General features: G+C 73.6%; 24 protein-coding genes and 1 tRNA gene. 11 read left to right on the top strand and 14 right to left on the bottom strand.

Annotated elements, in window-relative coordinates; translation table 11 throughout:
* Positions 1-647 precede the first annotated feature (647 nt).
* Positions 648-736 (bottom strand) — tRNA-Ser (locus ABZ807_RS28590).
* Positions 737-832: 96 nt separating this feature from the next.
* On the opposite strand from ABZ807_RS28590, the gene ABZ807_RS28585 reads away from it, so the two are divergent.
* Positions 833-1,372 (top strand): AAA family ATPase, encoded by a 540-nt coding sequence (locus ABZ807_RS28585; protein WP_357164562.1) that lies wholly within the window; start codon positions 833-835, stop codon positions 1,370-1,372.
* Positions 1,373-1,381: 9 nt separating this feature from the next.
* The gene (locus ABZ807_RS28580) at positions 1,382-2,359 is read left to right on the top strand and encodes an NAD(P)H-quinone oxidoreductase (protein ID WP_357164559.1); all 978 of its coding nucleotides are present in this window, start codon (positions 1,382-1,384) and stop codon (positions 2,357-2,359) included.
* Here ABZ807_RS28580 and soxR read toward each other — a convergent pair.
* Positions 2,346-2,816 carry a redox-sensitive transcriptional activator SoxR gene (gene soxR / locus ABZ807_RS28575; protein ID WP_357164556.1) on the bottom strand — a complete coding sequence of 157 codons (471 nt, stop codon included), beginning with the start codon at positions 2,814-2,816 and terminating at the stop codon, positions 2,346-2,348. The two genes, ABZ807_RS28580 and soxR, sit on opposite strands and share 14 nt — an antisense overlap.
* Positions 2,817-2,861: 45 nt before the next feature.
* Between soxR and ABZ807_RS28570 the strand changes: the two genes are divergently transcribed.
* Positions 2,862-3,563 (top strand): transketolase, encoded by a 702-nt coding sequence (locus ABZ807_RS28570; RefSeq protein WP_357164553.1) that lies wholly within the window; start codon positions 2,862-2,864, stop codon positions 3,561-3,563.
* 4 nt (positions 3,564-3,567) lie between these two features.
* A complete protein-coding gene (locus tag ABZ807_RS28565) occupies positions 3,568-4,461 on the top strand; it encodes a transketolase (protein ID WP_357164550.1) in 894 nt (297 codons plus the stop codon).
* On the opposite strand, the gene ABZ807_RS28560 is transcribed toward ABZ807_RS28565, so the two are convergent.
* Entirely contained in the window at positions 4,447-5,154 is a 708-nt protein-coding gene (locus tag ABZ807_RS28560; RefSeq protein WP_357164547.1) for a glycosyltransferase family 2 protein, read from the bottom strand. The genes ABZ807_RS28565 and ABZ807_RS28560 overlap by 15 nt on opposite strands.
* Positions 5,155-5,277: 123 nt before the next feature.
* Between ABZ807_RS28560 and ABZ807_RS28555 the strand changes: the two genes are divergently transcribed.
* On the top strand, positions 5,278-7,482 hold the full coding sequence (locus tag ABZ807_RS28555; RefSeq protein WP_357164544.1) for a hypothetical protein: 2,205 nt from the start codon (positions 5,278-5,280) through the stop codon (positions 7,480-7,482).
* 69 nt (positions 7,483-7,551) lie between these two features.
* On the opposite strand, the gene ABZ807_RS28550 is transcribed toward ABZ807_RS28555, so the two are convergent.
* The 6 genes from ABZ807_RS28550 to ABZ807_RS28525 form a co-directional block, all read right to left on the bottom strand.
* Positions 7,552-8,154 carry a hypothetical protein gene (locus tag ABZ807_RS28550; protein WP_357164541.1) on the bottom strand — a complete coding sequence of 201 codons (603 nt, stop codon included), beginning with the start codon at positions 8,152-8,154 and terminating at the stop codon, positions 7,552-7,554.
* Between the two features lie 56 nt (positions 8,155-8,210).
* Positions 8,211-9,689, bottom strand: coding sequence for a HAMP domain-containing sensor histidine kinase (locus tag ABZ807_RS28545; protein ID WP_357164539.1), 1,479 nt, complete (start codon positions 9,687-9,689; stop codon positions 8,211-8,213).
* Positions 9,682-10,374: a response regulator transcription factor gene (locus ABZ807_RS28540; protein ID WP_357164537.1), complete on the bottom strand. Its 693-nt coding sequence runs from the start codon at positions 10,372-10,374 to the stop codon at positions 9,682-9,684. Before ABZ807_RS28540 ends, ABZ807_RS28545 begins: the two co-directional genes overlap by 8 nt.
* A gap of 68 nt (positions 10,375-10,442) precedes the next feature.
* On the bottom strand, positions 10,443-10,955 hold the full coding sequence (locus ABZ807_RS28535) for a hypothetical protein (protein ID WP_357164571.1): 513 nt from the start codon (positions 10,953-10,955) through the stop codon (positions 10,443-10,445).
* 155 nt (positions 10,956-11,110) lie between these two features.
* On the bottom strand, positions 11,111-11,998 hold the full coding sequence (locus tag ABZ807_RS28530) for a DUF1906 domain-containing protein (RefSeq protein ID WP_357164534.1): 888 nt from the start codon (positions 11,996-11,998) through the stop codon (positions 11,111-11,113).
* 202 nt (positions 11,999-12,200) lie between these two features.
* Entirely contained in the window at positions 12,201-13,373 is a 1,173-nt protein-coding gene (locus ABZ807_RS28525; protein WP_357164531.1) for an acetyl-CoA C-acyltransferase, read from the bottom strand.
* A 102-nt stretch (positions 13,374-13,475) separates the two neighbouring features.
* Here ABZ807_RS28525 and ABZ807_RS28520 point away from each other — a divergent pair, with 102 nt between their 5' ends.
* Positions 13,476-13,904 (top strand): PH domain-containing protein, encoded by a 429-nt coding sequence (locus ABZ807_RS28520; protein WP_357164528.1) that lies wholly within the window; start codon positions 13,476-13,478, stop codon positions 13,902-13,904.
* Between the two features lie 8 nt (positions 13,905-13,912).
* Here the strand turns inward: ABZ807_RS28520 and ABZ807_RS28515 are convergent, their stop codons facing one another.
* On the bottom strand, positions 13,913-14,848 hold the full coding sequence (locus ABZ807_RS28515; RefSeq protein WP_357164525.1) for a rhomboid family intramembrane serine protease: 936 nt from the start codon (positions 14,846-14,848) through the stop codon (positions 13,913-13,915).
* 27 nt (positions 14,849-14,875) lie between these two features.
* Entirely contained in the window at positions 14,876-15,406 is a 531-nt protein-coding gene (locus ABZ807_RS28510; protein ID WP_357164522.1) for a peptidylprolyl isomerase, read from the bottom strand.
* An 84-nt stretch (positions 15,407-15,490) separates the two neighbouring features.
* Between ABZ807_RS28510 and ABZ807_RS28505 the strand changes: the two genes are divergently transcribed.
* The gene (locus ABZ807_RS28505) at positions 15,491-16,324 is read left to right on the top strand and encodes a hypothetical protein (RefSeq protein WP_357164519.1); all 834 of its coding nucleotides are present in this window, start codon (positions 15,491-15,493) and stop codon (positions 16,322-16,324) included.
* A gap of 137 nt (positions 16,325-16,461) precedes the next feature.
* Here the strand turns inward: ABZ807_RS28505 and corA are convergent, their stop codons facing one another.
* From corA to ABZ807_RS28490, 3 genes are all read right to left on the bottom strand, one after another.
* A complete protein-coding gene (gene corA, locus ABZ807_RS28500; protein WP_357164516.1) occupies positions 16,462-17,610 on the bottom strand; it encodes a magnesium/cobalt transporter CorA in 1,149 nt (382 codons plus the stop codon).
* Between the two features lie 419 nt (positions 17,611-18,029).
* Positions 18,030-19,124, bottom strand: coding sequence for a PLP-dependent aminotransferase family protein (locus ABZ807_RS28495; RefSeq protein ID WP_357164513.1), 1,095 nt, complete (start codon positions 19,122-19,124; stop codon positions 18,030-18,032).
* Between the two features lie 165 nt (positions 19,125-19,289).
* The gene (locus ABZ807_RS28490) at positions 19,290-19,679 is read right to left on the bottom strand and encodes a CBS domain-containing protein (protein WP_357164510.1); all 390 of its coding nucleotides are present in this window, start codon (positions 19,677-19,679) and stop codon (positions 19,290-19,292) included.
* A gap of 40 nt (positions 19,680-19,719) precedes the next feature.
* Here ABZ807_RS28490 and ABZ807_RS28485 point away from each other — a divergent pair, with 40 nt between their 5' ends.
* The 4 genes from ABZ807_RS28485 (at position 19,720) to ABZ807_RS28470 (ending at position 22,445) form a co-directional block, all read left to right on the top strand.
* The gene (locus ABZ807_RS28485; RefSeq protein WP_357164507.1) at positions 19,720-19,878 is read left to right on the top strand and encodes a hypothetical protein; all 159 of its coding nucleotides are present in this window, start codon (positions 19,720-19,722) and stop codon (positions 19,876-19,878) included.
* Between the two features lie 80 nt (positions 19,879-19,958).
* Positions 19,959-20,690: a phosphocholine cytidylyltransferase family protein gene (locus ABZ807_RS28480; RefSeq protein ID WP_357164504.1), complete on the top strand. Its 732-nt coding sequence runs from the start codon at positions 19,959-19,961 to the stop codon at positions 20,688-20,690.
* A complete protein-coding gene (locus ABZ807_RS28475) occupies positions 20,678-21,745 on the top strand; it encodes an iron-containing alcohol dehydrogenase family protein (RefSeq protein WP_357164501.1) in 1,068 nt (355 codons plus the stop codon). The genes ABZ807_RS28480 and ABZ807_RS28475 overlap by 13 nt, the downstream gene beginning before the upstream one ends.
* Entirely contained in the window at positions 21,720-22,445 is a 726-nt protein-coding gene (locus ABZ807_RS28470; RefSeq protein ID WP_357164498.1) for a CDP-alcohol phosphatidyltransferase family protein, read from the top strand. The genes ABZ807_RS28475 and ABZ807_RS28470 overlap by 26 nt, the downstream gene beginning before the upstream one ends.
* Positions 22,446-22,532: the final 87 nt, after the last annotated feature.

The following is a 22,532-nucleotide window of genomic DNA, read 5'->3' as shown; positions in this document are numbered from 1 at the left end:
GCTCCGTGACAAGCAGCCCTACCAGCAACCCAGCACCAAAAACCCCGAAAACCTCGCCGTTACCGGTTGACAAAGACCATAGAGACACCCCCCCCCACCACCACCACCCCACCGCAGACCCGGCACCCGCTCGACCGCCCACGTCTTCGCCCCGCCGTCGCGCCACCCCCGCCGCCGTGTCAGCCGTCGCGGCCCGGTACCCCGCCCGGCCGCCGTGCCGGGCGGGGTACCGCGAGACCACCGACGGGTCCCGGCCGATCAGGACACCGATCTGCTTGTACTCCAGGCCCTCGGCCAAGCCGCGGGATATCTCTTCACCATCAGCCCAAGGTCAACATCACACGCACGGCGGAAGATCCTGTCCCACCGAACCCCCAAGATCAAATGCTACGACCGGCTGAACCTGCCGGTCGACGGCTCGTGCATCGACGGACAGGACGAGGCCGCGCGGAAGCGCATCGAGGGAGCGTTGGGCACCGAGGAGCCGGACACGGCCGAAGGAGCGCCGGGGAACGCCGACACGTAAACGACACGACCAGTGAGACGCGGCGGCCCCGAGCGGGACGAAGTGAGACAGGCTCGCCATCCATGAGCACGCCCCCTGACCGGCGTTTGCGCTGGTCAGGGGGCGTTTCTGCTGTTCGGGGCGGAGGGTGTGGGATTCGAACCCACGAAGGACATCGCTGCCCTTACCGGTTTTCAAGACCAGCGCCATCGGCCACTAGGCGAACCCTCCCGGACCGTCACCCTCGGGTGCCCGGCCGGTGCCTAGTCTGCCACGGACGCCGCACGGGGGAACCGGCCTCCCACCCCCTGTTGAGAGGATGCCCTGATGTGGGAGACACCGACGATCGTGCTGATCACCGGGATCATGGCGGCCGGCAAGTCCACAGTGGCTGATGAGCTGGCCCGGCGGCTGTCCCGCTCGGTGCACCTGCGCGGTGACCTCTTCCGGCGGATGGTGGTCAACGGCCGGGCGGAAATGACCGCGGAGCCCTCCGAGGAGGCGTGGCGCCAGCTCCGGCTGCGCTACGACCTCGCCGCGCGGGCCGCCGACGGGTACGTCGAAGCCGGCTTCAGCGTCGTGCTCCAGGACGTGGTCGTCGGGCCGGAGCTGCCGGCGATGGTCGAGCGGATCCGGCACCGGCCGCTGCTGGTGGTCGTGCTCGCCCCGCGCCCCGAGGTGGTCGCCGCCCGCGAGCGGGCGCGACCCAAGACGGGGTACGGCGACTGGCCGATCGCCGACTTCGACGCCGGGTTCCGGGCCGACACGCCCCGGGTCGGGCTCTGGCTGGACACCTCAGACCAGACCCCGGCGCAGACGGTGGACGAGATCGTGGCCCGGGCGTGGACCGAGGGGCGGATCGGGTAAGACTGGGCCATGCGCGCGATCACGATCCCGGAACCCGGCGGACCCGAGGCACTCGTCTGGGCGGAGGTGCCCGACCCGGAGCCCGGCCCGGGCGAGGTGGTCGTCGACGTGCGGGCCAGCGCGGTGAACCGGGCCGACCTGCTGCAACGGCAGGGGCACTACCCGCCGCCGCCGGGCGCGCCCGCGTACCCGGGTCTGGAGTGCTCCGGGGTGATCAGCTCGACCGGCCGCGACGTGACCGCGTGGGCGGTGGGCCAGGAGGTCTGCGCGCTGCTGGCCGGTGGCGGGTACGCGGAGCGGGTGGCCGTGCCGGCCGGGCAGCTGCTGCCGGTGCCGGCCGGCGTCGACCTGGTCGACGCGGCGGCGCTGCCGGAGGTGGCCTGCACGGTCTGGTCGAACGTGGTGCGGCTGGCCCGGCTCGGCCGGGGCGAGACGCTGCTGGTGCATGGCGGCGGCAGCGGGATCGGCACCTTCGCCGTCCAGCTCGGGGTGGCGCTCGGCGCGACCGTGGTGGTGACCGCCCGCTCGGCGAAGCACGGCCGGCTGCGGGAGCTGGGCGCCGCGCACACCATCGACTACCGGGAGCAGGACTTCGTCGAGGAGGTCCGCCGGGTCACCGACGGCCACGGCGCGGACGTCATCCTCGACATCATGGGCGCCTCCTATCTGGGCCGCAACGTGGCGGCGCTGGCCGACGGCGGCCGGCTGGTGGTGATCGGCATGCAGGGCGGCCGCAAGGCCGAGCTGGACCTCGGCGCGCTGCTGGCCAAGCGGGCCTCGGTGGCCGCCACCGCGCTGCGCTCCCGCCCGCTCGACGACAAGGCGGAGATCGTGCGGGGCGTCCGGGAGCAGGTCTGGCCGCTGGTGTCCTCCGGCGCGGTCCGGCCGATCGTGGACCGGCGGCTGCCGATGACCGAGGCGGCGGAGGCGCACCGGCTGGTGGAGTCGAACGAGCACGTGGGCAAGGTGCTGCTCACGACGTCGTGACGGTGCCGTCCCGGTTCGCGGGGCGGGGCAGCACCAGCCGGGCGCCGGGCCCCTCGCCGGCGAGCGAGTCGCCCGGGTTGTAGAGGGTGCAGCGCTGCAACGACAGGCAGCCGCAGCCGATGCAGCCGTCCAGGTCGTCGCGGAGCTTGCCGAGCAGCCGGATCTTCTCGTCCAACCGCTCCCGCCACACCTGGGACAGGGCGGCCCAGTCGTCGGGGGTGGGGGTGCGGGAGGCGGGCAGCGAGTCCAGCGCCTCGCGGATCTCCTCCAGCGAGATGCCGACCTGCTGGGAGATCCGGACGAACGCCACCCGGCGCAGCTCGGCGCGCGGGTAGCGGCGCTGGTTGCCGCCGGTGCGTTCGGCGCGGATCAGGCCGAGCCGCTCGTAGTAGCGCAGCGCGGACGGGGCCACGCCGCTGCGGGTGGAGAGCTGCCCGATGGTGAGTGATTCGTGCATCAGTCGCCTTGAGTTGAAGTTGGCTTCAACTTGCAGGCTAGCCGCATGACCACCACCACCGCCACCGCCCCACCCGTGCCGGGGCCGGTCGCCGCGCCGCTGGAACGGCTGCGCGCCGGGCGCGAGTTCGGCCCCAACGTGTACTCGACCGTCGACGTGCTCTGGGTGCTGTACGACCGCATCCTGCGGATCACCCCGGACACCGTCGACGACCCGGAGCGGGACCGCTTCCTGCTCTCCAAGGGCCACGCCGTGGCCGGCTACTACGCCGTGCTCGCCGCGAAGGGCTTCGTCCCGGCCGACTGGCTCGACGACCAGGGCGGCCCGGACAGCCGTCTCGGCGACCACCCGGACCGGCTGCTGGTCCCGGGCGTGGAGATCGGCTCCGGCTCGCTCGGCCACGGCCTCGGGCTGGGCGTGGGCACCGCGCTCGGGCTGCACGCCCGGGGCCTCGCTGACCCCCGGGTGTACGTGCTGCTCGGCGACGCCGAACTGGACGAGGGTTCCAACCACGAGGCGATCGCGTACGCCGGGGCGACCGGGCTGGCCAACCTGACCGCGATCGTGCTGGACAACCGGTCCGCCAGCCACGGCTGGCCGGGCGGGGTGGCCAGCCGGTTCACCGTCAACGGGTGGACCGCCGCCACCGTCGACGGGCGCCACCACGACGCCCTGCACGCCGCCCTCACCGGGCAGGACCAGCACCGGCCGCACGTCGTCGTCGCGGTCGTCGAGAACGGGGAGTGAGAGCATGCGGGACACCTTCGTCGCCAGCGCGACCGAACTGCTGGACGATCCGCGTACCACCATCGTGCTGGCGGACATCTCGGCCGCCGCGTTCGGCCCGGCCGCGCTCCGGTATCCGGACCGGGTGGTGAACGTCGGCATCCGGGAGCAGTTGATGGTGGGCGTGGCCGGTGGGCTCGCGTTGACCGGGCAGCGCCCGATCGTGCACAGCTACGCCCCGTTCCTCATCGAGCGGGCGTACGAGCAGATCAAGCTGGACCTCGACCACCAGGGGGTCGGCGCGGTGCTGGTCAGCGTCGGGGCGTCGTACGACCGGGCGGCGGCGGGCCGGACGCACCTCAGCCCGGCGGACGTCAGCCTGCTCGACACGCTGCACGGCTGGACCGTGCACGTGCCCGGCCACCCGGACGAGGTGCCCGGACTGCTGCGCGGCGTGGTGTGCGGGCGGGCGTCGGCGTACCTGCGGCTGTCGACGCAGCAGAACACCCGCCCGTACGGCGGGAACGGTGAGCTGCGGGTGGTGCGGGATGCCGGGCCTGGCGCGGCGCTGCTGGTGGCGGTCGGCCCGGTGCTGGACGCGGCGCTCGCGGCGGTGGCCGACCTGCCGGTGACGGTGGCCTACACCCACCGGCCGCGACCGTTCGACCTGGCCGGGCTGCGGGCGCTGGCCGGCACGGAGGTGATCCTGGTCGAGCCCTACCTGGCCGGCACCTCGGCCCGGGTGGTGTCGGAGGCGCTCGCCGACCGCCCGCACCGGCTGCTCAGCCTCGGCGTCGACCGGTCGGAGCTGCGGCGTTACGGCACGGCGGAGGACCACATCCGCTGGCACGGGCTGGACGCCGACGGCCTGCGCCGCTCGGTCGGCGGCTTCCTGCGGACGCCGTCAGCGCTGGGCTGAGCCGGCGGGACGGCGGCGGGCGCGCTCCCGGCCGAGGATCCAGAGCGCCTCGACGCCGTCCTTCCAGGTGATCTTCTTGCCCTCCTCGCGGCCCCGCGCGCGGTAGCTGATCGGCACCTCGTACGGGCGGATGCGGCGGCGCAGCAGCTTGCCGGTCACCTCCGCCTCCATGCCGAAGCCGCGGGAGCGGACGTCGAGCGAGCGGTAGAGCTCGACCGGCATCAGCTTGAAGCAGGTCTCCAGGTCGCCGATGTAGGAGTTGAACAGCACGTTCGCGGCCATCGTGACGCCTTTGTTGCCCATCACGTACCAGAAGCTGTAGGCGCTGTGGCTGCCGAAGGTGCGATTGCCGTAGACCACCGCGGCGCGGCCGTCGAGGACCGGGTCGAGCAGGCGCGGGATGTCCTGCGGGTCGTACTCCAGGTCGGCGTCGAGGATGACCATGTACTCACCCTCGGCGTTGTCGACCGCCGTCTTGATGGCCGCGCCCTTACCCGCGTTGCGCTGGTGGGTGATGACCCGCAGCCGCGCGTCGTCGGCCCGGCCGAGGATCTCACCGGTGCCGTCCCGGCTGCCGTCGTCGACCACAACCAGCTCGATCTCACACGGGTAATCGACCGCCAATGCCTGCTTGAGGGCATCCGCGATGCGTTCTTCCTCGTTGTAGACCGGCATGAGGATCGAGAGCTTCACGGGGATCTCCACGGTGGTGGCAGTAAGTCGGCCCTAGCGTAGCCTGGCAGCCCAGTCGCAGGGAGGCCGCCACCACGGACGCCGGGCACCCACCCTCCAGGAACATGGTGTTAACTTCCGCCCATGTCGGCAGCCGGCTGGATGGTCGTAGTGGCGCCCGTCGCCGCGTTCGTGGTGCTCACGTCGGCGCTGTGGCCCCGCCGCCCGGACGCGGTCGCGCCGCTGCGGCTGGCCGTGGTCCGCGCCGCGCTGGTGACCGGCGTCTTCGCCGTACTCACCGTGGAACTGCTCGGCGCGCTGGGCGCGCTCACCCTGCCGGCCGTCGCCGTGGCCTGGCTGCTCTTCCTCGTCGCCACCGTGGCCGCGGCCCGCTGGCGGCAGCGTCGCGACCTGGTCGCGTCCGCCGCGCCCGCCGCCCGGGCCAGCACGCTCGTCGGGGCCACGACCGGCGCTCCGGCGTCCGGCGCCGGCCCTGCCACCACGCCGGTCTCCCCCGCCGGGCCGTCCGGCGCTGCGGAGCCGGGGGCGGCGTCCACGCTGGGCGGCCCCGCGTCGGCCCTGGACGGCTGGCGGGCCCGGCTGGTGGACTTCCGGCGTACGGCGAGCCGGGGCGAGCGGCTGCTGGCCGGCACGGTCGGCGGGCTGGTGCTGGTGGAGTTGCTCATCGCACTGCTCGCCGAGCCCAACAACTTCGACTCGCAGACCTACCACCTGCCGAAGGTGGAGCACTGGGTCGCCCAGGGCAGCCTCGACTTCTGGCCCACCGCGATCCACCGGCAGGTGACCATCCCGCCCGGCGCGGAGTACCTGCTGCTGCACCTGCGCCTGCTCACCGGCGGCGACGCGCTGCACAACCTGGTGCAATGGGCCGCCGCGCTGGGGTGCCTGGTGGTGGCCACCCGGGTCGTCGCGCAGCTCGGCGGCGGGCGGCGGGCCCAGCTGCTCACCGCGTTCCTGCTCGCCACCACGCCGATGGTGGCCCTCCAGGCGACCAGCACCCAGACCGACCTGGTGGCCGCCGCCTGGGCCGGGTGCGCCGGCACGCTGGCACTGGACGGGCTGCGCCGGCGCGCGGACACCGGGAGCCTGCTGGCCCTCGGCGCGGCCACCGGCCTGACCGCGCTGACCAAGACCAGCGGGTTGCTCGCGGCCGGACCGCTGCTGGTGCTCTGGGGGATCGCCCAGCTCCGGCTGGCATTCCGCCCGGCGTCGGCCGGTCCGGCAGGGTCCGCCGGGGAGGGCATCGGCCGGCCTGGGGCCGGGGTGGCGCGGACCGTCGGCGGGTCGCTGCTGGTGCTGCTGGTCGCGGCGGCGGTGGTGGGCCCGTTCCTGGCCCGGGTGACCGTCGAGTTCGGCCACCCACTCGGCCCGCCCCGGCTGCGCGAGTCCATCCCGATGGAACGGCACGACCCGGCCTCGATCCTGGTCAACACGCTGCGGATCGGCCACACCGCGTTCGACACCCCGCTCGCGCCGCTGCGCGCCGGCACCGCCGGGGCGATCACGGACGGCGCACGGGCGATCGGCGTCGACCCGCAGGACCGGGCGATCACCTTCGGCCGGGAGGTGTTCCCGGTGCCGGCCTGGTACCCGGACGAGGATCGGGTGGCGTTCCCGCTGGCCGGCTCGCTGGCGCTGCTGGGCGCGGTGTTCGCGCTGGCCCGGCCGGCCCGGATCAGCCCGACCGGGCCGGCGGCGCTGCGGGCGTACGCGGTCGCGGTGGTGGTGGCCGTCGGGCTGCACACCGCGACGATCAAGTGGCAGCCCTGGGGGAACCGGCTGCTGCTCTACGCGCTGGTGGCCGCCGTACCGCTGGCCGGGCTCTGGCTGGACGCGCTGTTGCGGCGGCGGCTCCTGCCCGGGCGCCGGTCGGTGGCCGCCGGGCTGGTGGTGACCGTGCTGGCCGCGTCCGCGCTGGCCGGCGTGCTGGCCCTGTCGTACGGCTTCCCGCGCCGGCTGGTCGGCGCCGGCTCGGTCTTCACCACCTCCGAGTGGGACACCCGGTTCGTGCGCCGACCGCAGTGGGCCGAGGAGTTCCGCTGGGCCGCCACGGCGGTGCGGGCGAGCGACGCCCGCCGGATCGGCCTGGTGCAGCAGAACGACAACTGGGAGTACCCGTGGTGGCTGCTGCTGCGTGACGAGCAGGGCCGCTCGCCGGATCTGGTGGCGTTGCAGTCGGTGCTGCCCGATCGGCCGCCGGCTGACCCGGCGTCGGTGGACGCGATCGTCTGCACCGGCAGCCGTCCGGCGTGCACCAAACTGGTGCCGGCCGGCTGGACGGTGGAGTTCCGCGGCTACGTCGGCTACGCCCTGCCGCCGTCCCGCTGAGCCCGGCTCGCTGACAGCGCGCGGAGCCGGCGCGGTCGCCTGCGCCGGCTCCGGTCCGGGGTGACCGGCCTACTGTTGCTTCAACGGCACGACGATCAACCGGGCGACCGCCTTGTCTCCGTCCTTGGCGCCCGCGATACCGATCTTCGTGCCGACCTTGATGTCACTCGACCGGATCGTCGCGCGCCGCTCGACCACCCGGAGCTTGTCGCCGAAGCTCCAGGTCAGGGTGAACCCGTCGGTGGACTTCACGGTCACCGAGTCACCGTCGATCGCGGTGACCTCACCGCGCTGCACGACCACGGTCTTCGTGCCGCCATCCTTGGTCTGCACGACGGCCTCGCCGTGCAGGGTGTTCTTCCGCAGCAGCACCCGGGCCTGGCGGCGCTTGCGCCACTCCTCGGCCCGCTCACCGCGCTTGCCCTTCGGGCCGGCCTCCGGCTCGGCCGATCCGGAGGCCGACGGCGCGGGGGCGGCCACCGGCTCCAGCTCGGCGGGGTCGAACCCCATGGCGGCGAGCGCCTGACCCTCCACGCCCATCGCCGCGGCGACCTCGACCGCGGCCTGCTGCGCCGTACCGTCGGCGACCTGGGCCGGGCCGCAACCGGCGACGCCCAGCGCGACCGCCGCGAGCAGCGACGTGGTGGCGATGGCGAATCCCTGACGTGCCATGACACTCCCTCTCGTCCGTGGTGCCGTCAGCGTCTCGCCGCCGGGTGGGCGCCGCGTCAGGCCGATGTTCGGGTCAGGTAAGGATGGGCGGGCAGCCGGACGGTGAACGCCGCCCCACCCTCCGCGGCGTGCCCGGCGACGATCTCCCCGCCGAGCCGGCGGACCAGGCCGGCGGCGAGCGCCAGCCCCAGGCCGCTGCCCACCTTGCGCACCCCCCGGTAGCGCTGGTGCAGCGCCCCGCGCTCGAAGACCACCGCCAGGTCGTCATCGGTGAAACCGGGTCCGCCGTCGCGGACCTCCACCACCCCACCGGCCGCCGGCTCCGCGCCGGCCGGCCGGACCGCGAGCACCACCGGCGCCCCCGGGGGTACGACCCGCAGCGCGTTCTCCAGCAGCCCGTCCAGCACCTGCCGGATCCGCCCCGGATCGGTGTACGCCGGCACGGGCGTCTCCGGCGCCTCCAGCCGGAACGGCACCCCGAGCGCCGCGCAGCGGTCCGACCAGGTGCGCTCGGCGTCGACGGCCAGCCGGGTGAGGTCGACCGGGACCGGTTCCAGCGGAAAGTCCGCCGCCTCCAACCGGGCCAGCGCCAGCAGGTCGCTGACCAGCCGGTCCAGGTGCTCCGCCTCGGCGAGCATGGTCCGCCCGGTGCCGGGCGCCTCGTCCGCGCCGATCACCCCGTCGGCCAGCGCCTCGGCCCAACCCCGGATCGCCGTCAGCGGGGTACGCAGCTCGTGCGAGACGGAGAGCAGGAACTCCCGTTGCCGCCCCTCGCTGGTGGCCAGCGCGGCGGCCAGCCCGTTCAGCGCGTACGCCAGGTCGGCGACCTCGTCCGGCGGCTCCACCGGGACGCGTACCGCCCGGTCACCGGCGCGCAGCCGGGCGGCGGCGTCGGCGGCGTGCCGGATCGGCCGGGCCAGCCGGCGGGCGAGGAACAGCCCGGCGGCGGCCCCGGCGGCGAGCCCGGCGAGCAGCGGCAGCCAGAGACTGCCCAGCACTCCCCGCCAGGGGCCGCTGGTGGTGGCCCGGGTCAGCACCAGCCCGTCCCCGCCGGGCAGGGCCCGCCCCTCGATCAGGGCCCGCCGGCCGTCGACGAGACGGCGGCCGGAGACGTCCTTGCCGGCGGAGATCCGGTTCACCACCTGCCGGGGCAGCCCGGGGCGGTCGACCGTACCGGCGCGGAGGACGTACACCTCGATCTCCTGCTGGCGGAGCTGGCGGACGAGCCGGTCGCCGGCGGCGTCCCGCTGCCGCAGGGGGCGTACCCGCAGCACGTCGGCGGCGAGGCGGGCCTGGGCGGCGAGCGCCTCCTGATCGCGGCGCTCCGCGCCGCGTACCGCCAGGGGGACCGCGACCAGGGCGGTGACCAGCACGGAGACCAGCGCCACCGCGCAGGTGACCAGGACCGCGCGGGCGGTGAGGGTGCCGGTGAACCGGCGGCGCGGGGGTGCGGGGGCCGGCCGGGGGCCGAGCACCGGCAACGCGACGGTGGGCTCGTGACCCCGGGCGGGGCGCTGCGGGCCGGGGTCAGCCATCGGCCGCGTACCCGACGCCGCGGTGGGTGCGGATCACGCTGGCCGCGCCGAGCTTGGCCCGGACCTGCGCCACGTGCACGTCGACGGTGCGGGTGCCGGCGTGCGCCGCGTACCCCCAGACCCCGGCCAGCAGCTCCTCCCGGGTGAAGACCCGGCCCGGCCGGGCCATCAGGTGGGCGAGCAGGTCGAACTCGGTGGAGGTGAGCTGGACCGGGGCGCCGCCTGCGGTGACCGTGCGGCGGGCCGGGTCGAGGGTGACCGCGCCGACCGTCCGGGGGCGCTCCACCCCCTCGGGCGCGCCGGCTGTGCGGCGCAGCACCGCGCGGACCCGGGCGACGAGTTCGCGGGGGCTGAACGGCTTGGTGACGTAGTCGTCCGCGCCGAGTTCCAGCCCGACGATCCGGTCGACCTCGTCGTCGCGGGCGGTGAGGAAGATGACCGGTGTCCAGTCGCCGGCCTCCCGCAGCCGGCGGCAGACCTCGGTGCCGGCCAGGCCGGGCAGCGCGATGTCCAGCACGCAGGCCACCGGGCGCAGCCGGCGGGCGGCGGCCAGGCCCGCCGTGCCGTCCCGTTCCAGGTGTACGACGAAGCCCTCACGGCCCAGGTAGAGCCGGACCAGGTCGGCGATGGCCGGCTCGTCCTCCACCACGAGGACGAGTCCGCGCTGCGGGGCGTCGACGGTCACCGGCCCATGATGACCGACCGGCGGTCACCGGCGACGTACGGCCGTGTTCGGGTCAGGTAAGGATGCGGTCAGCGGGCCGATACGGGGCGCAGCACCGGGTCACCGGCGGTGGCGGACGCCTCGCCGATGGTGGCGACGACCCGCTCCTTCGGCGCACGCAGCCGGGTGCGGAACGCGTGGTTGAGCAGCGTGTCGAACTGCCACACCTGCTTCGGGTGCTGGGTGTGGATGACGAACCGCTCGCGGACGCCGTCGATCGCGGTGGCGGCCAGCTCGACCGACTGGGAGCGCGGGTCGGGGCTCCAGGTGACGTTGCTCAGCTCGCGCAGCTCGGTGTTGAGGTGCAGGCGGAGCCGGTGCAGCACCCGGGTCTGCTGGGTGACCACCATCCGGCGGTGGGTCAGCAGGAGGAGGTATTCGCCGGCCACCGGCCGGTCGGGGCGGCCGCACCAGGCGACCAGGATGGTGGCGTCGCCGGAGCCGACGCACTGCCGGAAGATCGGCAGGTGCCGACCCACGGTCTGGACCGCCAGGCCGGTCTCGGCGGCGGCGGGGAGGAACGTTCGGGAGAAGACGTCCATGACCAGCCCAACGAGCCGCGACCCGGGGGTGACGTGGGTCACTACCAACTTTTGGAAGTTCCACGCCACCCCGTCGCACCGCCTGTGCGACATCGGGCGGACGGACGCGAGAACGACTCCGGTCAGCGGGTCAAGTGGACCGAACCGGGCCGTACCTACCGGGTGGCGGGCCGGGTCGGCGTCAGTACCGCCGCCTGGTGCCGACCCGGCAGCTCCAGGTCGAGGTAGTTGCTGTCGATGTTGATTTTGACGCCGCCCCAGGTCTCGTAGTGGTCACCCTGGTACTGCTTCATCCGCCGCTTCGGCGCCCAGTAGGTAGCCGGGATGGTGGGATCGGAGACCGTCTTCACGCCGTCCCAGTTGGCGAAGTCCAGGATGTCCGGGCGGACGTACCCCGACTTCCCGTACGCGGCCACGTGGTCCCCGAGGCCGGCAGAGGCCGTGTTGGTGTAGAGGCCGGACAGGTAACCCTGGTCGTGCAGGCGGGCGCTCCACGCGCCCACGAACGAGACGACCGCGGCCGAGCAGGTGGCGTTGCCCGGGTCGTAGTGCTCGATGTCCAGGATGATGGTGCTCTTCGGGGCGAGGCCGAGGTTGCGGGCATTGGTCACGGCGTCGTCGGCCGCCGCCCGCCCCTGGGCCGCCGCCTGCGCCGGGTCGATCCGCCGCAGGTACGTCGTGCAGGGCGCCTGCAGGCCGACGTAGAGCGGGAAGAGCCGCCAGCCCTTGGCCTGCTGGCTCGCCACCCACGCGCGGGTGAGGTTGGCCTGCGCGCAGCCCCGGTTGACCCCGCCGATGTAGACGCCGACCGCCCGGTACGGCGACTGGAGCCAGGCCGTCATCTGGGCGTCCGACGGCGCGGCGCAGGTGTCGAAGCCCAGCCCGGTGAAGGTGCCCGGGTGCGGTCCGGTGTAACCGGCGGCGTGCGCCGGCGTGCTCGGGGCGGTGACCGCCGCGGTCGCGAGAAGCATCCCGGCCACGGCGGCGGTGAGCATCCGACGGGCGGCACGACGCAGGCCCGTCGGAGTGGAGGTGATCGTCACGAATTCCCCGTTCTGGTGGAAGGTCGTCGGACGGCGGAGCGGGCGTGGACACGCGCTCAACACCGACCGGGGGAATCCTGCCGGGCCGCCGCCGGCCTGTCCACCCCGTCGGCGTCCATTTCGGACCTTCGGCCTCAGATCCGGCTCGGCGAACCGGCAGGGAGGCCGGGGCGGGCCGCCGCGCCCGGTGTGACGGACGCCGTCAGAGCAGCTCGACGATGGTGGCGTTGGCCATGCCGCCGCCCTCGCACATGGTCTGCAGGCCGTACCGGATGCCGTTGTCCCGCATGTGCTGGAGCATGGTGGTCATGATCCGCGCGCCGCTGGCGCCGAGCGGGTGGCCGAGGGCGATCGCACCGCCGCGCGGGTTGAGCCGCTCCGGGTCCGCCTCGGTCTCCGCCAGCCAGGCCAGCGGCACTGGGGCGAACGCCTCGTTCACCTCGTACACCCCGATCTCCTCGATGCCCAGCCCCGCGCGGCGCAGCGCCTTCGCGGTGGCCGGGATCGGCGCGGTGAGCATGGTGACCGGGTCGTCGGCGGCGACCACGGCGGTGTGGACGCGGGCCAGCGGCCGCAGGCCGTGCCGGCTGGCCCACTCGCTGGTGGTGACGGCGAGCGCAGCCGCGCCGTCGGAGATCTGCGACGCGGACCCGGCGGTGACCACGCCATCGGCGCGGAACGGGGTCTTCAGCTCGCCGAGCTGCTCCAGCGAGGTGTCCCGGCGGATGCCCTCGTCGGCGGCGAACTTGCCGCCGTCGGCGAGCGGCACCGGGGCCAGCTCGGGGTCGAACGCGCCAGCGTCCTGCGCGACGGCCGCCTTCTCGTGGCTGGCCAGGGCGAACTCGTCGAGCTGGGTACGGGAGAAGCGCCAGCGCGCGGCGATCAGCTCGGCGCCCACGCCCTGGTTGAACGGCAGCGGCTCGTCGTCGGCGAAGCCCTCCACACCCCGGTAGCGGTCCCGGAGCTGGTCGCTGAACGGCATCCCGCCGGCCACGCTGGAACCCATCGGCACCCGGGTCATTGACTCGACGCCGCCGGCGACCACCAGGTCGGCCTGGCCGGAGGCGACCGCCGCGGCGGCGAAGTGCAGCGCCTGCTGGCTGGACCCGCACTGCCGGTCCAGCGTGGTGCCGGGGACCGACTCGGGCCAGCCGGCGGCGAGCACGCCGTTGCGGGCGATGTTCCAGGACTGCTCGCCGACCTGGGAGACGCAGCCCCAGACCACGTCGTCGACCTGGCCGGGCTCGATGCCGGTGCGCTCGGCGAGGGCGCGCAGCACGTGCGCCGAGAGGTCGACCGGGTGCACCGTGGCCAGGCTGCCCTTGCGCCGCCCGACCGGGGTGCGTATCGCGCCGACGATGACTGCGTCACTCATGTCTACTCCCCGGTAACCTGGCTGCCGTCGATACTACGTCCTCCGCGGGCCGGTGTCGTCCGCCCCCGGGAGCCGGCCCCGGCCGGCTGGCATGCTGGACCCGTGCAGCCTCCATCGTCCCCGGCCCACCAGTGGCGGGTGCCGCCAGCCCTGCCGGTGGTGAAGCTGGTCGGCGCGGTCCTGCTGGTCGCGCTCGGCCTGCTGCTCTCCGACGACCGGGTCCAGCTGGCGCTGACCGTGGCGGCCGCCGCCGGCCTGCTCGGCTGGGCGCTACGCGACCTGCTCGCCCCGGTCCGCCTCGCCGCCGACCCGGCGGGGGTCACCGTCATCCGCGGGTACGCCGGCCGGCGGCACCTGCCCTGGCCGGCCGTCGAGGCGATCACGGTGGACCGGCGGGCCCGGCTCGGGTTGTCCACCGAGACCCTGGAGATCGACGCCGGGGACTCGCTGCACCTCTTCGGCCGGTACGACCTGGGCGCCCCGCCCGACGAGGTGGCCCGGACGCTGCGGGCGGTCCGGGCCGCCCACTGAGCAGCGGCTCAGCCGGTCAGGGCCGCGGTGCGGACCAGCACCAGGCCGATCAGCGCCACCAGGATGACCACCGTCCCGACGGTCTGGAAGACCGACCGGCGCATCCGCGGCGCGTACGCCAGCACCCAGGCCATCGCCGCGCCGGTGAGCAGGCCGCCGACGTGCCCCGGGATGGAGATGCCCGGCACGGTGAAGGTGAAGATCAGGTTGATCACCAGGATCGGCAGGATCGACGAGGTGTCCCGGCCGAGCCGGCGCATCAGCACGAAGACGGCGGCGAAGAGCCCGAAGATCGCGGTGGACGCGCCGGCCGACGCCGCGTGCGGGTTGCTGAACAGGTAGGCCGCCACGTTGCCGCCGAGCCCGGCGACCAGGTAGAGCGCGAGGAAGCGCAGCGGCCCGAGCAGTGCCTCCAGGTCGCGCCCGAGCACCCAGAGCGCCCACATGTTCAACAGCAGGTGCACCAGGCCGTAGTGCAGGAACATCGCGGTGACCAGGCGGTACCACTCGCCGGTCGCCACGCCCTCCACCGGGAACTGCGGCGGCCACTGGGCCAGCACCGCGCCCCACTGGGTCAGCGGGGTGCCCCCGCCGAGCAGCCCGCCGAAGCCGGAGCCGCCGATCATCGAGTCGCCGCCCCGGTCGCTGAGCACCGACAGCACCATCACCAGCAGGTTCAGCGCGATCAGGGTGCGGGTGACGATGCCGCGACGGCCGGCGGCACCGCCACCGAAGGCGGTACGCGCCGGCCGCACGCTGCGGCGTCCCTCGTTCACGCACTCCGGGCACTGGTGGCCGACGGAGGCCTCCCGCATGCAGTCCGGGCAGATCGGCCGGTCGCAGCGGGTGCACCGGACGTACGTCTCCCGGTCGGGGTGGCGGTAGCAGACCGGAGTGGTCGGCACCGGCCCAGCGTCGCCGGCCGTCCCCGGGCGTTCAGTCATGCGTGCAAAGGTACCTCGCCCGGGCGATCAGGCCGGGGTGCGCTCGATCTCGACCCGCTCGATCACCACGTCCTGCAGCGGCCGGTCGCTCGGGCCGGTCGGGGTGTTCGCGATCGCGTCCACGACCTTCACCGACTGCTCGTCGGCGACCTGACCGAAGATGGTGTGCCGGTTGTTCAGGTGCGGGGTCGGCGACACCGTGATGAAGAACTGCGAGCCGTTGGTCCCCGGCCCGGCGTTCGCCATCGCCAGCAGGTACGGCCGGTCGAAGCGCAGCTCCGGGTGGAACTCGTCGCCGAACTTGTAACCCGGGCCACCGCGGCCGGTGCCGGTCGGGTCGCCCATCTGGATCATGAAGCCACTGATCACCCGGTGCGAGATGGTGCCGTCGTAGTACGGCCCGCTGCCCGGCTGACCCGTCCGCGGGTCGGTGTATTCCTGGTTGCCCTCCGCCAGATCGACGAAGTTGCGGACCGTCTTCGGAGCGTGGTTGGGGAAGAGCTCCAGCCGGATCGGGCCAGCGTTGGTGTGCAGGGTGGCGTAGACAGCCTCGGCCACGGGTACTCCTCACTTGTTGGTCAGTTCCATGCGGATCCTCCCATGTGCCCGATCTGGCAGTGCGGAGGCATCCGAAGGTGGAGGATGACGAAGGAACAACTCCCAGGAGGTGGGACCGTGTTTGGAATCGGGCGGCGCAAGACCCAGGGGCAGCTCGCGAAGGCCGAACTCAACCAGGGCATCGGTCACCTGAGGCAGGCCGCCACGTACGCGGCGAAGGGTGCCGGCGCCACGGTCGGGCCGCAGCTCCGGGCAGCCCGTGGTGCCGTCGGGCCGACCGCCGTCATCGTGCGGGACCGGGCCTCCAGCGGACTCGCGTCGACGGTCGCGGCGCTCGCACCGCTGGCCCTGGCCGTCCGCAACGCCCAGACGCAGCCGGCGGGCAAGGCCCTGGCCGGCCGCAAGGCCGCCGCCGCCAAGCAGATTGCCATGGGCCGGAAGGTCAAGGCGAAGAACCTGAAGGCCGCGAAGAAGAAGCAGAAGAAGGGCGGGTCGATGATGACCGGCCTGCTGGTCGCCGGCGCGGTCGCCGGCGTGGCCGGCGCGATGGCCATGCGCCGCCGCCGCGAGCAGCAGGAGTGGGCCGAGTACGACCCGACCCGCGATGTCGAGACCGTCCGCGACGAGGTGGACACGCTGGTGGTGGAGACCCCCTCGGCCAACGGTGGCAAGGCGGCCGACTCCGCCACCAGGTCCAGCGGTGCCGGCGCGGCCGGTGGCCCCGCCGGCGCGGGCAGCTCGGCGGTGGCCGGGGGCGGCAGCGCCTCGACCGCCCGCCCCGAGACCCAGCCGGTGATCGCCGGCGGCGACAAGGTCCCCTCGGTCGCCGAGGGTGCCACGGACGTCGCCGGCCGGCCGGCGGACGACCTCGGCAAGGCGCTCGGCAAGAACAGCGCCAAGTCCAACAGCCGTCGCTGACCGGGCAGGTCGCCGGGCGGCGCGGGAGGCGACTCCCGCGCCGCCGGCATGTCCGGGGTCGGTCGGGGTGCCGGCCGGTCCGGGTCGGTCCCGGTGCCGACCGGTCCGGGCGCCCCGGCGGGCGGGCGTGGGGGGGGTCAGAGCCAGCCGTTGCGGCGGAACCAGCGGTACAGCGCGAGCGAGATGGCGAGCATCAGGGCGAGCACGACCGGATAGCCGTACGTCATCCTCAGCTCCGGCATGTTGTCGAAGTTCATCCCGTAGATGCCCGCGATCGCCGTCCAGACCGCCGCGATGGCGGCCCAGGCGGCGATCTTGCGCATGTCGTTGTTCTGGTCGACGGTGACCTGCGCCAGTCGCGCCTGGAGAATCGAGTTGAGCAGGTCGTCGTAGGAGTTGACCTGCTCGACGGTGCGGCTGAGGTGGTCCAGCACGTCCCGGAAGTAGCGCTGCACCTCGTGCGGCACCTCCCGGTTGACCTGCGCGGTGAGGGTCAGCAGCGGCCGTTGCAGCGGGATCACCGCCCGCTTGAACTCCACCAGCTCCCGCTTCATCTGGTAGATCCGCTGGATCCGGCCGCTGCCCTGCCGGTCGAAGACGTCGACCTCCAGCACGTCCAGGTCGTCCTCCAGCTGGTCGGCCACCTCCAGGTAGAGGTCCACCACCCGGTCGGTGATCGCGTACGCGACGGCCCACGGGCCGTGCTTCAGCAGCTCCCGCCTGGCCTCCAGGTCGGCGCGGACCGGGGCGAGTCGGCAGGCGTCGCCGTGCCGGACGCTGATCAGGAAGTTCGGCCCGATGAAGAGCATCACCTGGCCGGTCTCGACCACCTCCGAGTTCTCGGTCAGCTCCGCGTGCTCGCAGTAACGGGCCGTACGCAGCACCAGGAAGCTGACCTCGCCGAAGCGCTCCAACTTGGGGCGCTGCTCCGCCTTCACCGCGTCCTCGACCGCCAGCTCGTGCAGGCCGTACGTCTCGGCGATGGCGGTCATCTCGGCCAGCTCCGGCTCGTGCAGCCCGAGCCAGATGAAGGCGTCGCGCTCCCGGCGGGCGGCCGCCAGGGCGTCGGCGTAGTGCCACTGGCCGGGCTGGCGTTCCCCGGCGACGTAGAGGCCACAGTCGACCACGCCGCTGCGCTCCGGCCCGGCCGGAGCCGGGATGCGGGGGGAACCGTCGGCGTTGAGGATGCGGGACATGGCCCGGACCGGCGCCGCCCAGGCCCGTGGGCTGAGTGCCCGCCCGGCGTGCTGGTTGGTCGGCCGCTCCCCCTGGCCCCGATCCGTCATGGCGTCCTCCTCCCCACGCTGCTGCGGCTTGCAGGCTACGCCCCCCGGCCCGACCCGGCCCGTCGACGACCGCCGCCGCAAGGCGGCACCGGAACGAACGTCAGGCAAGAAGAGGGTGACCTCCATCACAGCGGCGGAGCGGGCCGTTCGCGGACACCGGCGGGCGGGCGCCGCGACACGCCGTGGTGGCGCCGGGCGGGCCGCGCCGCGTTCAGGGGGGTGAGGGGCGACACGGCCCACCCGGCGCCGGTGGGGGCGGGGGGTGATGCTGGGCGGCGTCGCGCGCGTACGGCTGCCCGACCGGTGGTCGAGCCGCTCGTGGCAGGTGAGCGACGCTCGCAGCATTGTGAGCCGCCGGCCGGCCCGAGGGCTCACCCGAGCCGGCCGGCATCGCCAAAGTGTCGGAAACCCGACAGATATCAGCCCCGGACGGCGGCCACGGCCTCCGCGAGCCGGCGGACGCCCTCGTCGATCCGGTCCGCGGTGACGGCGGAGAAGGCCAGCCGGAGCGCGTGCCGCCCGCCGTCGACCATGAAGTCGCTGCCCTTGACCACGGCAACGCCCCGCTCCGCGGCGGCCGGGGCGAGCCGGGCCACGTCCACGTCCGCCGGGAACTCCACCCAGAGGAAGTAGCCGCCGTCCGGCTCGACGAAGCTGGCCTCGGGAAGGTGCCGGCGCAGCGACTCGGCGAGAATCCGGGCCCGCTCGCCGAGGGCGGTCGACACGGTCTCGATCGACCGCACGATGTCCCCGGAGACGCAGAACTGGTGCACGATCGCCTCGGAGACCATGCCGGGCGAGATGTAGAGGCTGGTCGCCTTCTTTGCGATATCGGCGATCAGGTCCGCCGGGCCGACCAGGTAGCCGACCCGGACGCCCGGGCAGACCGTCTTGGTGAAGCTGGAGGCGTGCACCACCACGTTGCGGGTGTCCAACGAGAGCATCGACGGCAGCGCCTCGCCCCGGAACCGGATGTCGGCGTACGGATCGTCCTCGAAGATCGTGAACTCGTACTCGGCGGCCAGGTCGAGCAGCTCGCGGCGCTTCTCCAGGGAGAGCGTCACGCCGGCCGGGTTCTGGTAGTTCGGGATGACGTGCGCCAGCCGGGGCCGCACCCCGGACTCCAGCAGCTTGCGCAGCTCGGCGGTGTCCAGGCCGTCCGGCTGGATCGAGACGCCGTGGATCTCGCCGCCCATCCGCTGAAGGTTGAGCAGGGTCCGGTCGTACGTGGGGCGCTCCACCACCACCGCGTCGCCCCGGCGGATCAGGTGATCGAAGAGGAACGCGTCCGCCTGGAGCGAGCCGTTGGTGAGCAGCACCTGATCCGCCTCGACACCGTGCTTCTGTGCGATCCACTTCCGCAGGGGCGGGTATCCGACGGAGGTGCCGTACGCCGTGATTCCGGCGGGGTCGGCGTCGAAGGCGCGGACGGCGGCTGCCTTGAGACCCTCGACATCCACGATGTCCAGCGAGGGTGCTCCACGGGCAAACGAGATCAACTGCTCGGCGGTCATGCGCACGAGCCTAGGGCCTGCCCCGGCCGGTCCGACCGGCATACACGCCAAGTTCAACATGCGAGCAGACGATCCATCGTCGGACGTGAGTCGGGCTCTCGTCGACGGGTCGTTCCGGCCGGTCGGGGGCCACCCGGACAGGTGCGGGCGACCCCCGGCCGGGACTCAGCCCACCGCGAGCCGCTGCTGCGACCAGACCCGCATCAGGTCACGCACGGAGATCACCCCGGCCACCTCCCGACCGTCGAGCACCACGAGGTGACGGAAGCCGCCCCGGGCCATCGCCGCGGCCGCCTCCTCCACCGTCCACTCCGGACCGGCGTAGACGACGTCCCAGCTCACGTGCGTCCTGGTCCGTTCCACGTCACAGTCCAGCCCGGCCCCGATCGCGTTGAGCACGTCACGTTCGGTCATGATCCCGACCCCTTCGGAGTCCGGGTCGATCACCACCGCCGAGCCGACCCGGCGGGCCGACATCATCTGGGCGGCCTGACGGAGCGTGTGCTCCGGGCCGACCATGAGCACCTGGCTGGACATAGCTTCCCGAACCTGCATCACGCATCACCCCTTTGGGACGGCGGCACCCGGTACCCACATGGTGGGCCCACGCGGCAGATCGGGACAAGCCCAGCGAGCTGCCGGAGGGCCGGAACGCGGGGCGATCGAGCTGGAGACCGACCGGCGCGCGGCCGGCCCGTACGCGGCGCTCACCGCCGAGGAGCGGCTGACGGTGCTGGCCGACCTGCCCAGCTGAAGCCATGGTTGGCGGCAGCCCCACCGTCACGCGGCGCTATCCTCCACGGTGACCTGGAGTCGTACGAGGGAGGACCCGGCATGATCGGGATGGTGCTCGCGGCCGGTGCGGGGCGCCGACTGCGCCCGTACACCGACACCCTGCCCAAGGCGCTGGTGCCGGTGGACGGTGAGACCACCATCCTGGATATCGCGCTGCGCAACCTCGCCGAGGTCGGGCTCACCGAGATCGTGATCGTCGTCGGGTACGCCGCCGACGCGGTGGTCGCGCGCCAGGCGGAGCTGGAGCAGCGCTACGGCGTGAAGCTCACCCTCGTGCACAACGACCGCGCCGAGGAGTGGAACAACGCGTACTCGCTCTGGCTGGCCCGGGAGCACTTCGCCCGGGGTGTGCTGCTGGTCAACGGCGACACCGTGCACCCGGTGAGCGTGGAGAAGACCCTGCTCGCCGAACGCGGCCCGGGCATCCTGCTGGCGATCGACAACATCAAGGCGCTGGCCGAGGAGGAGATGAAGACCACCTTCGACGCCGCCGGCCAGCTCACCCGGATCACCAAGATCATGGACCCGGGCGAGGCGTACGGGGAGTACATCGGCGCGACGCTGATCGAGCCGCAGGTGGCCGACGCGCTCGCCGACGCGCTGGAGACGACCTGGCGGCGTGACCCGAACCTCTACTACGAGGACGGCTACCAGGAGTTCTCCGACCGGGGCGGCGAGGTGCGGGCGGCGCCGATTGGCGACGTCTCCTGGGTCGAGGTCGACAACCACGCCGACCTGGCCCGGGCGAGGGAGATCGCGTGCCGCTACTAGCCCGGACGATCCTCACCCCGCTGCACATCGACGTGCGGCGTGGCGCGGTGGCCGACCTGGCGACGATCCTCGCCGACGGGCGGATCTCCGCCGGCGGCGACGTGGCGGTGGTGGTCGGGCCGGGGCAGGGCGAGCAGATCGCCGAGCTGATCCGGCCGTCGCTGCGCTCGGCGGACGTGTTCACCGTGGCCGGCGGCACCCTGGACGCCGCCGACGACCTTGGCGCGAAGCTCCGCGCCCGCTCGTACGACGCCGTGGTGGGCATCGGCGGCGGCAAGACCATCGACGTGGCGAAGTACGCAGCCACCCGGCGCGGGCTGCCGATGGTGACCATGGCGACCAGCCTGGCCAACGACGGCATCGCCTCCCCGGTGGCCAGCCTGATCACCGACGGAATCAAGGGCTCTTACGGGGTGCACATCCCGATCGCGGTGATCGTCGACCTGGACTTCGTGGAGGCCGGCCCGGAGCGGCACAACCGGGCGGGCATCGGCGACGTGGTGAGCAACATCAGCGCGCTGGCGGACTGGGAGCTGGCCCGGCAGGTCCGCGGCGAGCCGGTCGACGGGCTGGCCGCCTCGCTGGCCCGGATGGGCGCCGAGGCGGTACTGGCCCACCACGGCGACATGACCGACGACGCGTTCGTCACCGTGCTCGCCGAGGCGCTGATCTCCACCGGCCTGGCCATGGCGGTCTGCGGCACCAGCCGCCCGGCCAGCGGCGGCTGCCACGAGATCATGCACGCGATCGACGCGCTCTACCCGGGCACCGCCTCGCACGGCGAGCTGGCCGGCCTGGGCGCACTCTTCTGCACCTTCCTGCGCGGCGACCGGCGGCGCCTGGAGGAGATGTCGGCCTGCCTGGCCCGGCACGGCCTGCCCCGGCTCCCCGCCGACGTGGGGCTGAGCGACGACCAGTTCGTGGAGGCGGTGCAGTTCGCGCCGGCCACCCGCCCGGACCGGTACACCATCCTCGAACACCTGGCGATGTCACCTACCGAGACGCGGGAGCGGCTGGCAGACTACGCCGATGCACTCCGCGACCACCTCGGCTGAGCCGTCCCGCCCCACCGTCGCCGACTTCCACCGGGTCAACCGGGGTGGGGGTCTGTTCAGCGAGTCGGTCAGCCAGTGGCTCGGCGCGGTCTTCGCGCTGGTCGCCCAGCGCCTCGGGCTGCGCCCGACCGCGCTGACCATCACCAACCTGGTGCTCGGCCTGGCCACCTCGGTGACCGTGGTGGCGCTCGCCGGCCGGGTCGCCGCCGGCGACGTGCCGGCCTGGGTGGTCGGGCTGGCCGCGCTGGTCGGCTGGCAGGTCGCGTACGCGCTGGACTGCGCCGACGGGCAGCTGGCCCGGGTGGCAGGGCAGGGCAGCGCGGCGGGCGCCCGGGTGGACGTGCTCTGCGACGTGGCCGCCCAGATCGCGCTGGTGGCCGCCCTGGCGGCGACCGCCGTGGCGCAGCGGCCGGAGACGCCGACCTGGCTGGTCGCGGTCTTCGCCGGCACCTGGATGGTCAACCTGGTGACCTCGGTGATGCAGTCCGGCCCGAACGCCGCCAGCATGGTCACCTCGACGTCGCTGCCGGTACGCCTGGTGAAGCTGGTCCGCGACTACGGCGCGGTGATCTTCGTGGCCGCGCTGGTGCTGATGGTCGCCCCCGCCCTCACCTTCTGGGTGGTGGTCGCCTTCACCATCGTCAACGGCGGCTTCCTGCTGGCCAGCATCGCCTTCTCCGCCCGCGCCTCCCTCCGCTGACCCACGTCGGGTCTGCGACGGACGTGACGGTGTTCCGCGTCGGGCGTGACGGCGGCCGGAGCCTGGCAGGCGTACCCGCCCCGCACG

Origin of the sequence: Micromonospora sp. NPDC047548 (assembly GCF_040642975.1) — a bacterium.
Taxonomy (GTDB): domain Bacteria; phylum Actinomycetota; class Actinomycetes; order Mycobacteriales; family Micromonosporaceae; genus Micromonospora.
Note: the sequence above shows the minus strand (reverse complement) of the source record. Positions and strands in the feature narration are given on the sequence as shown.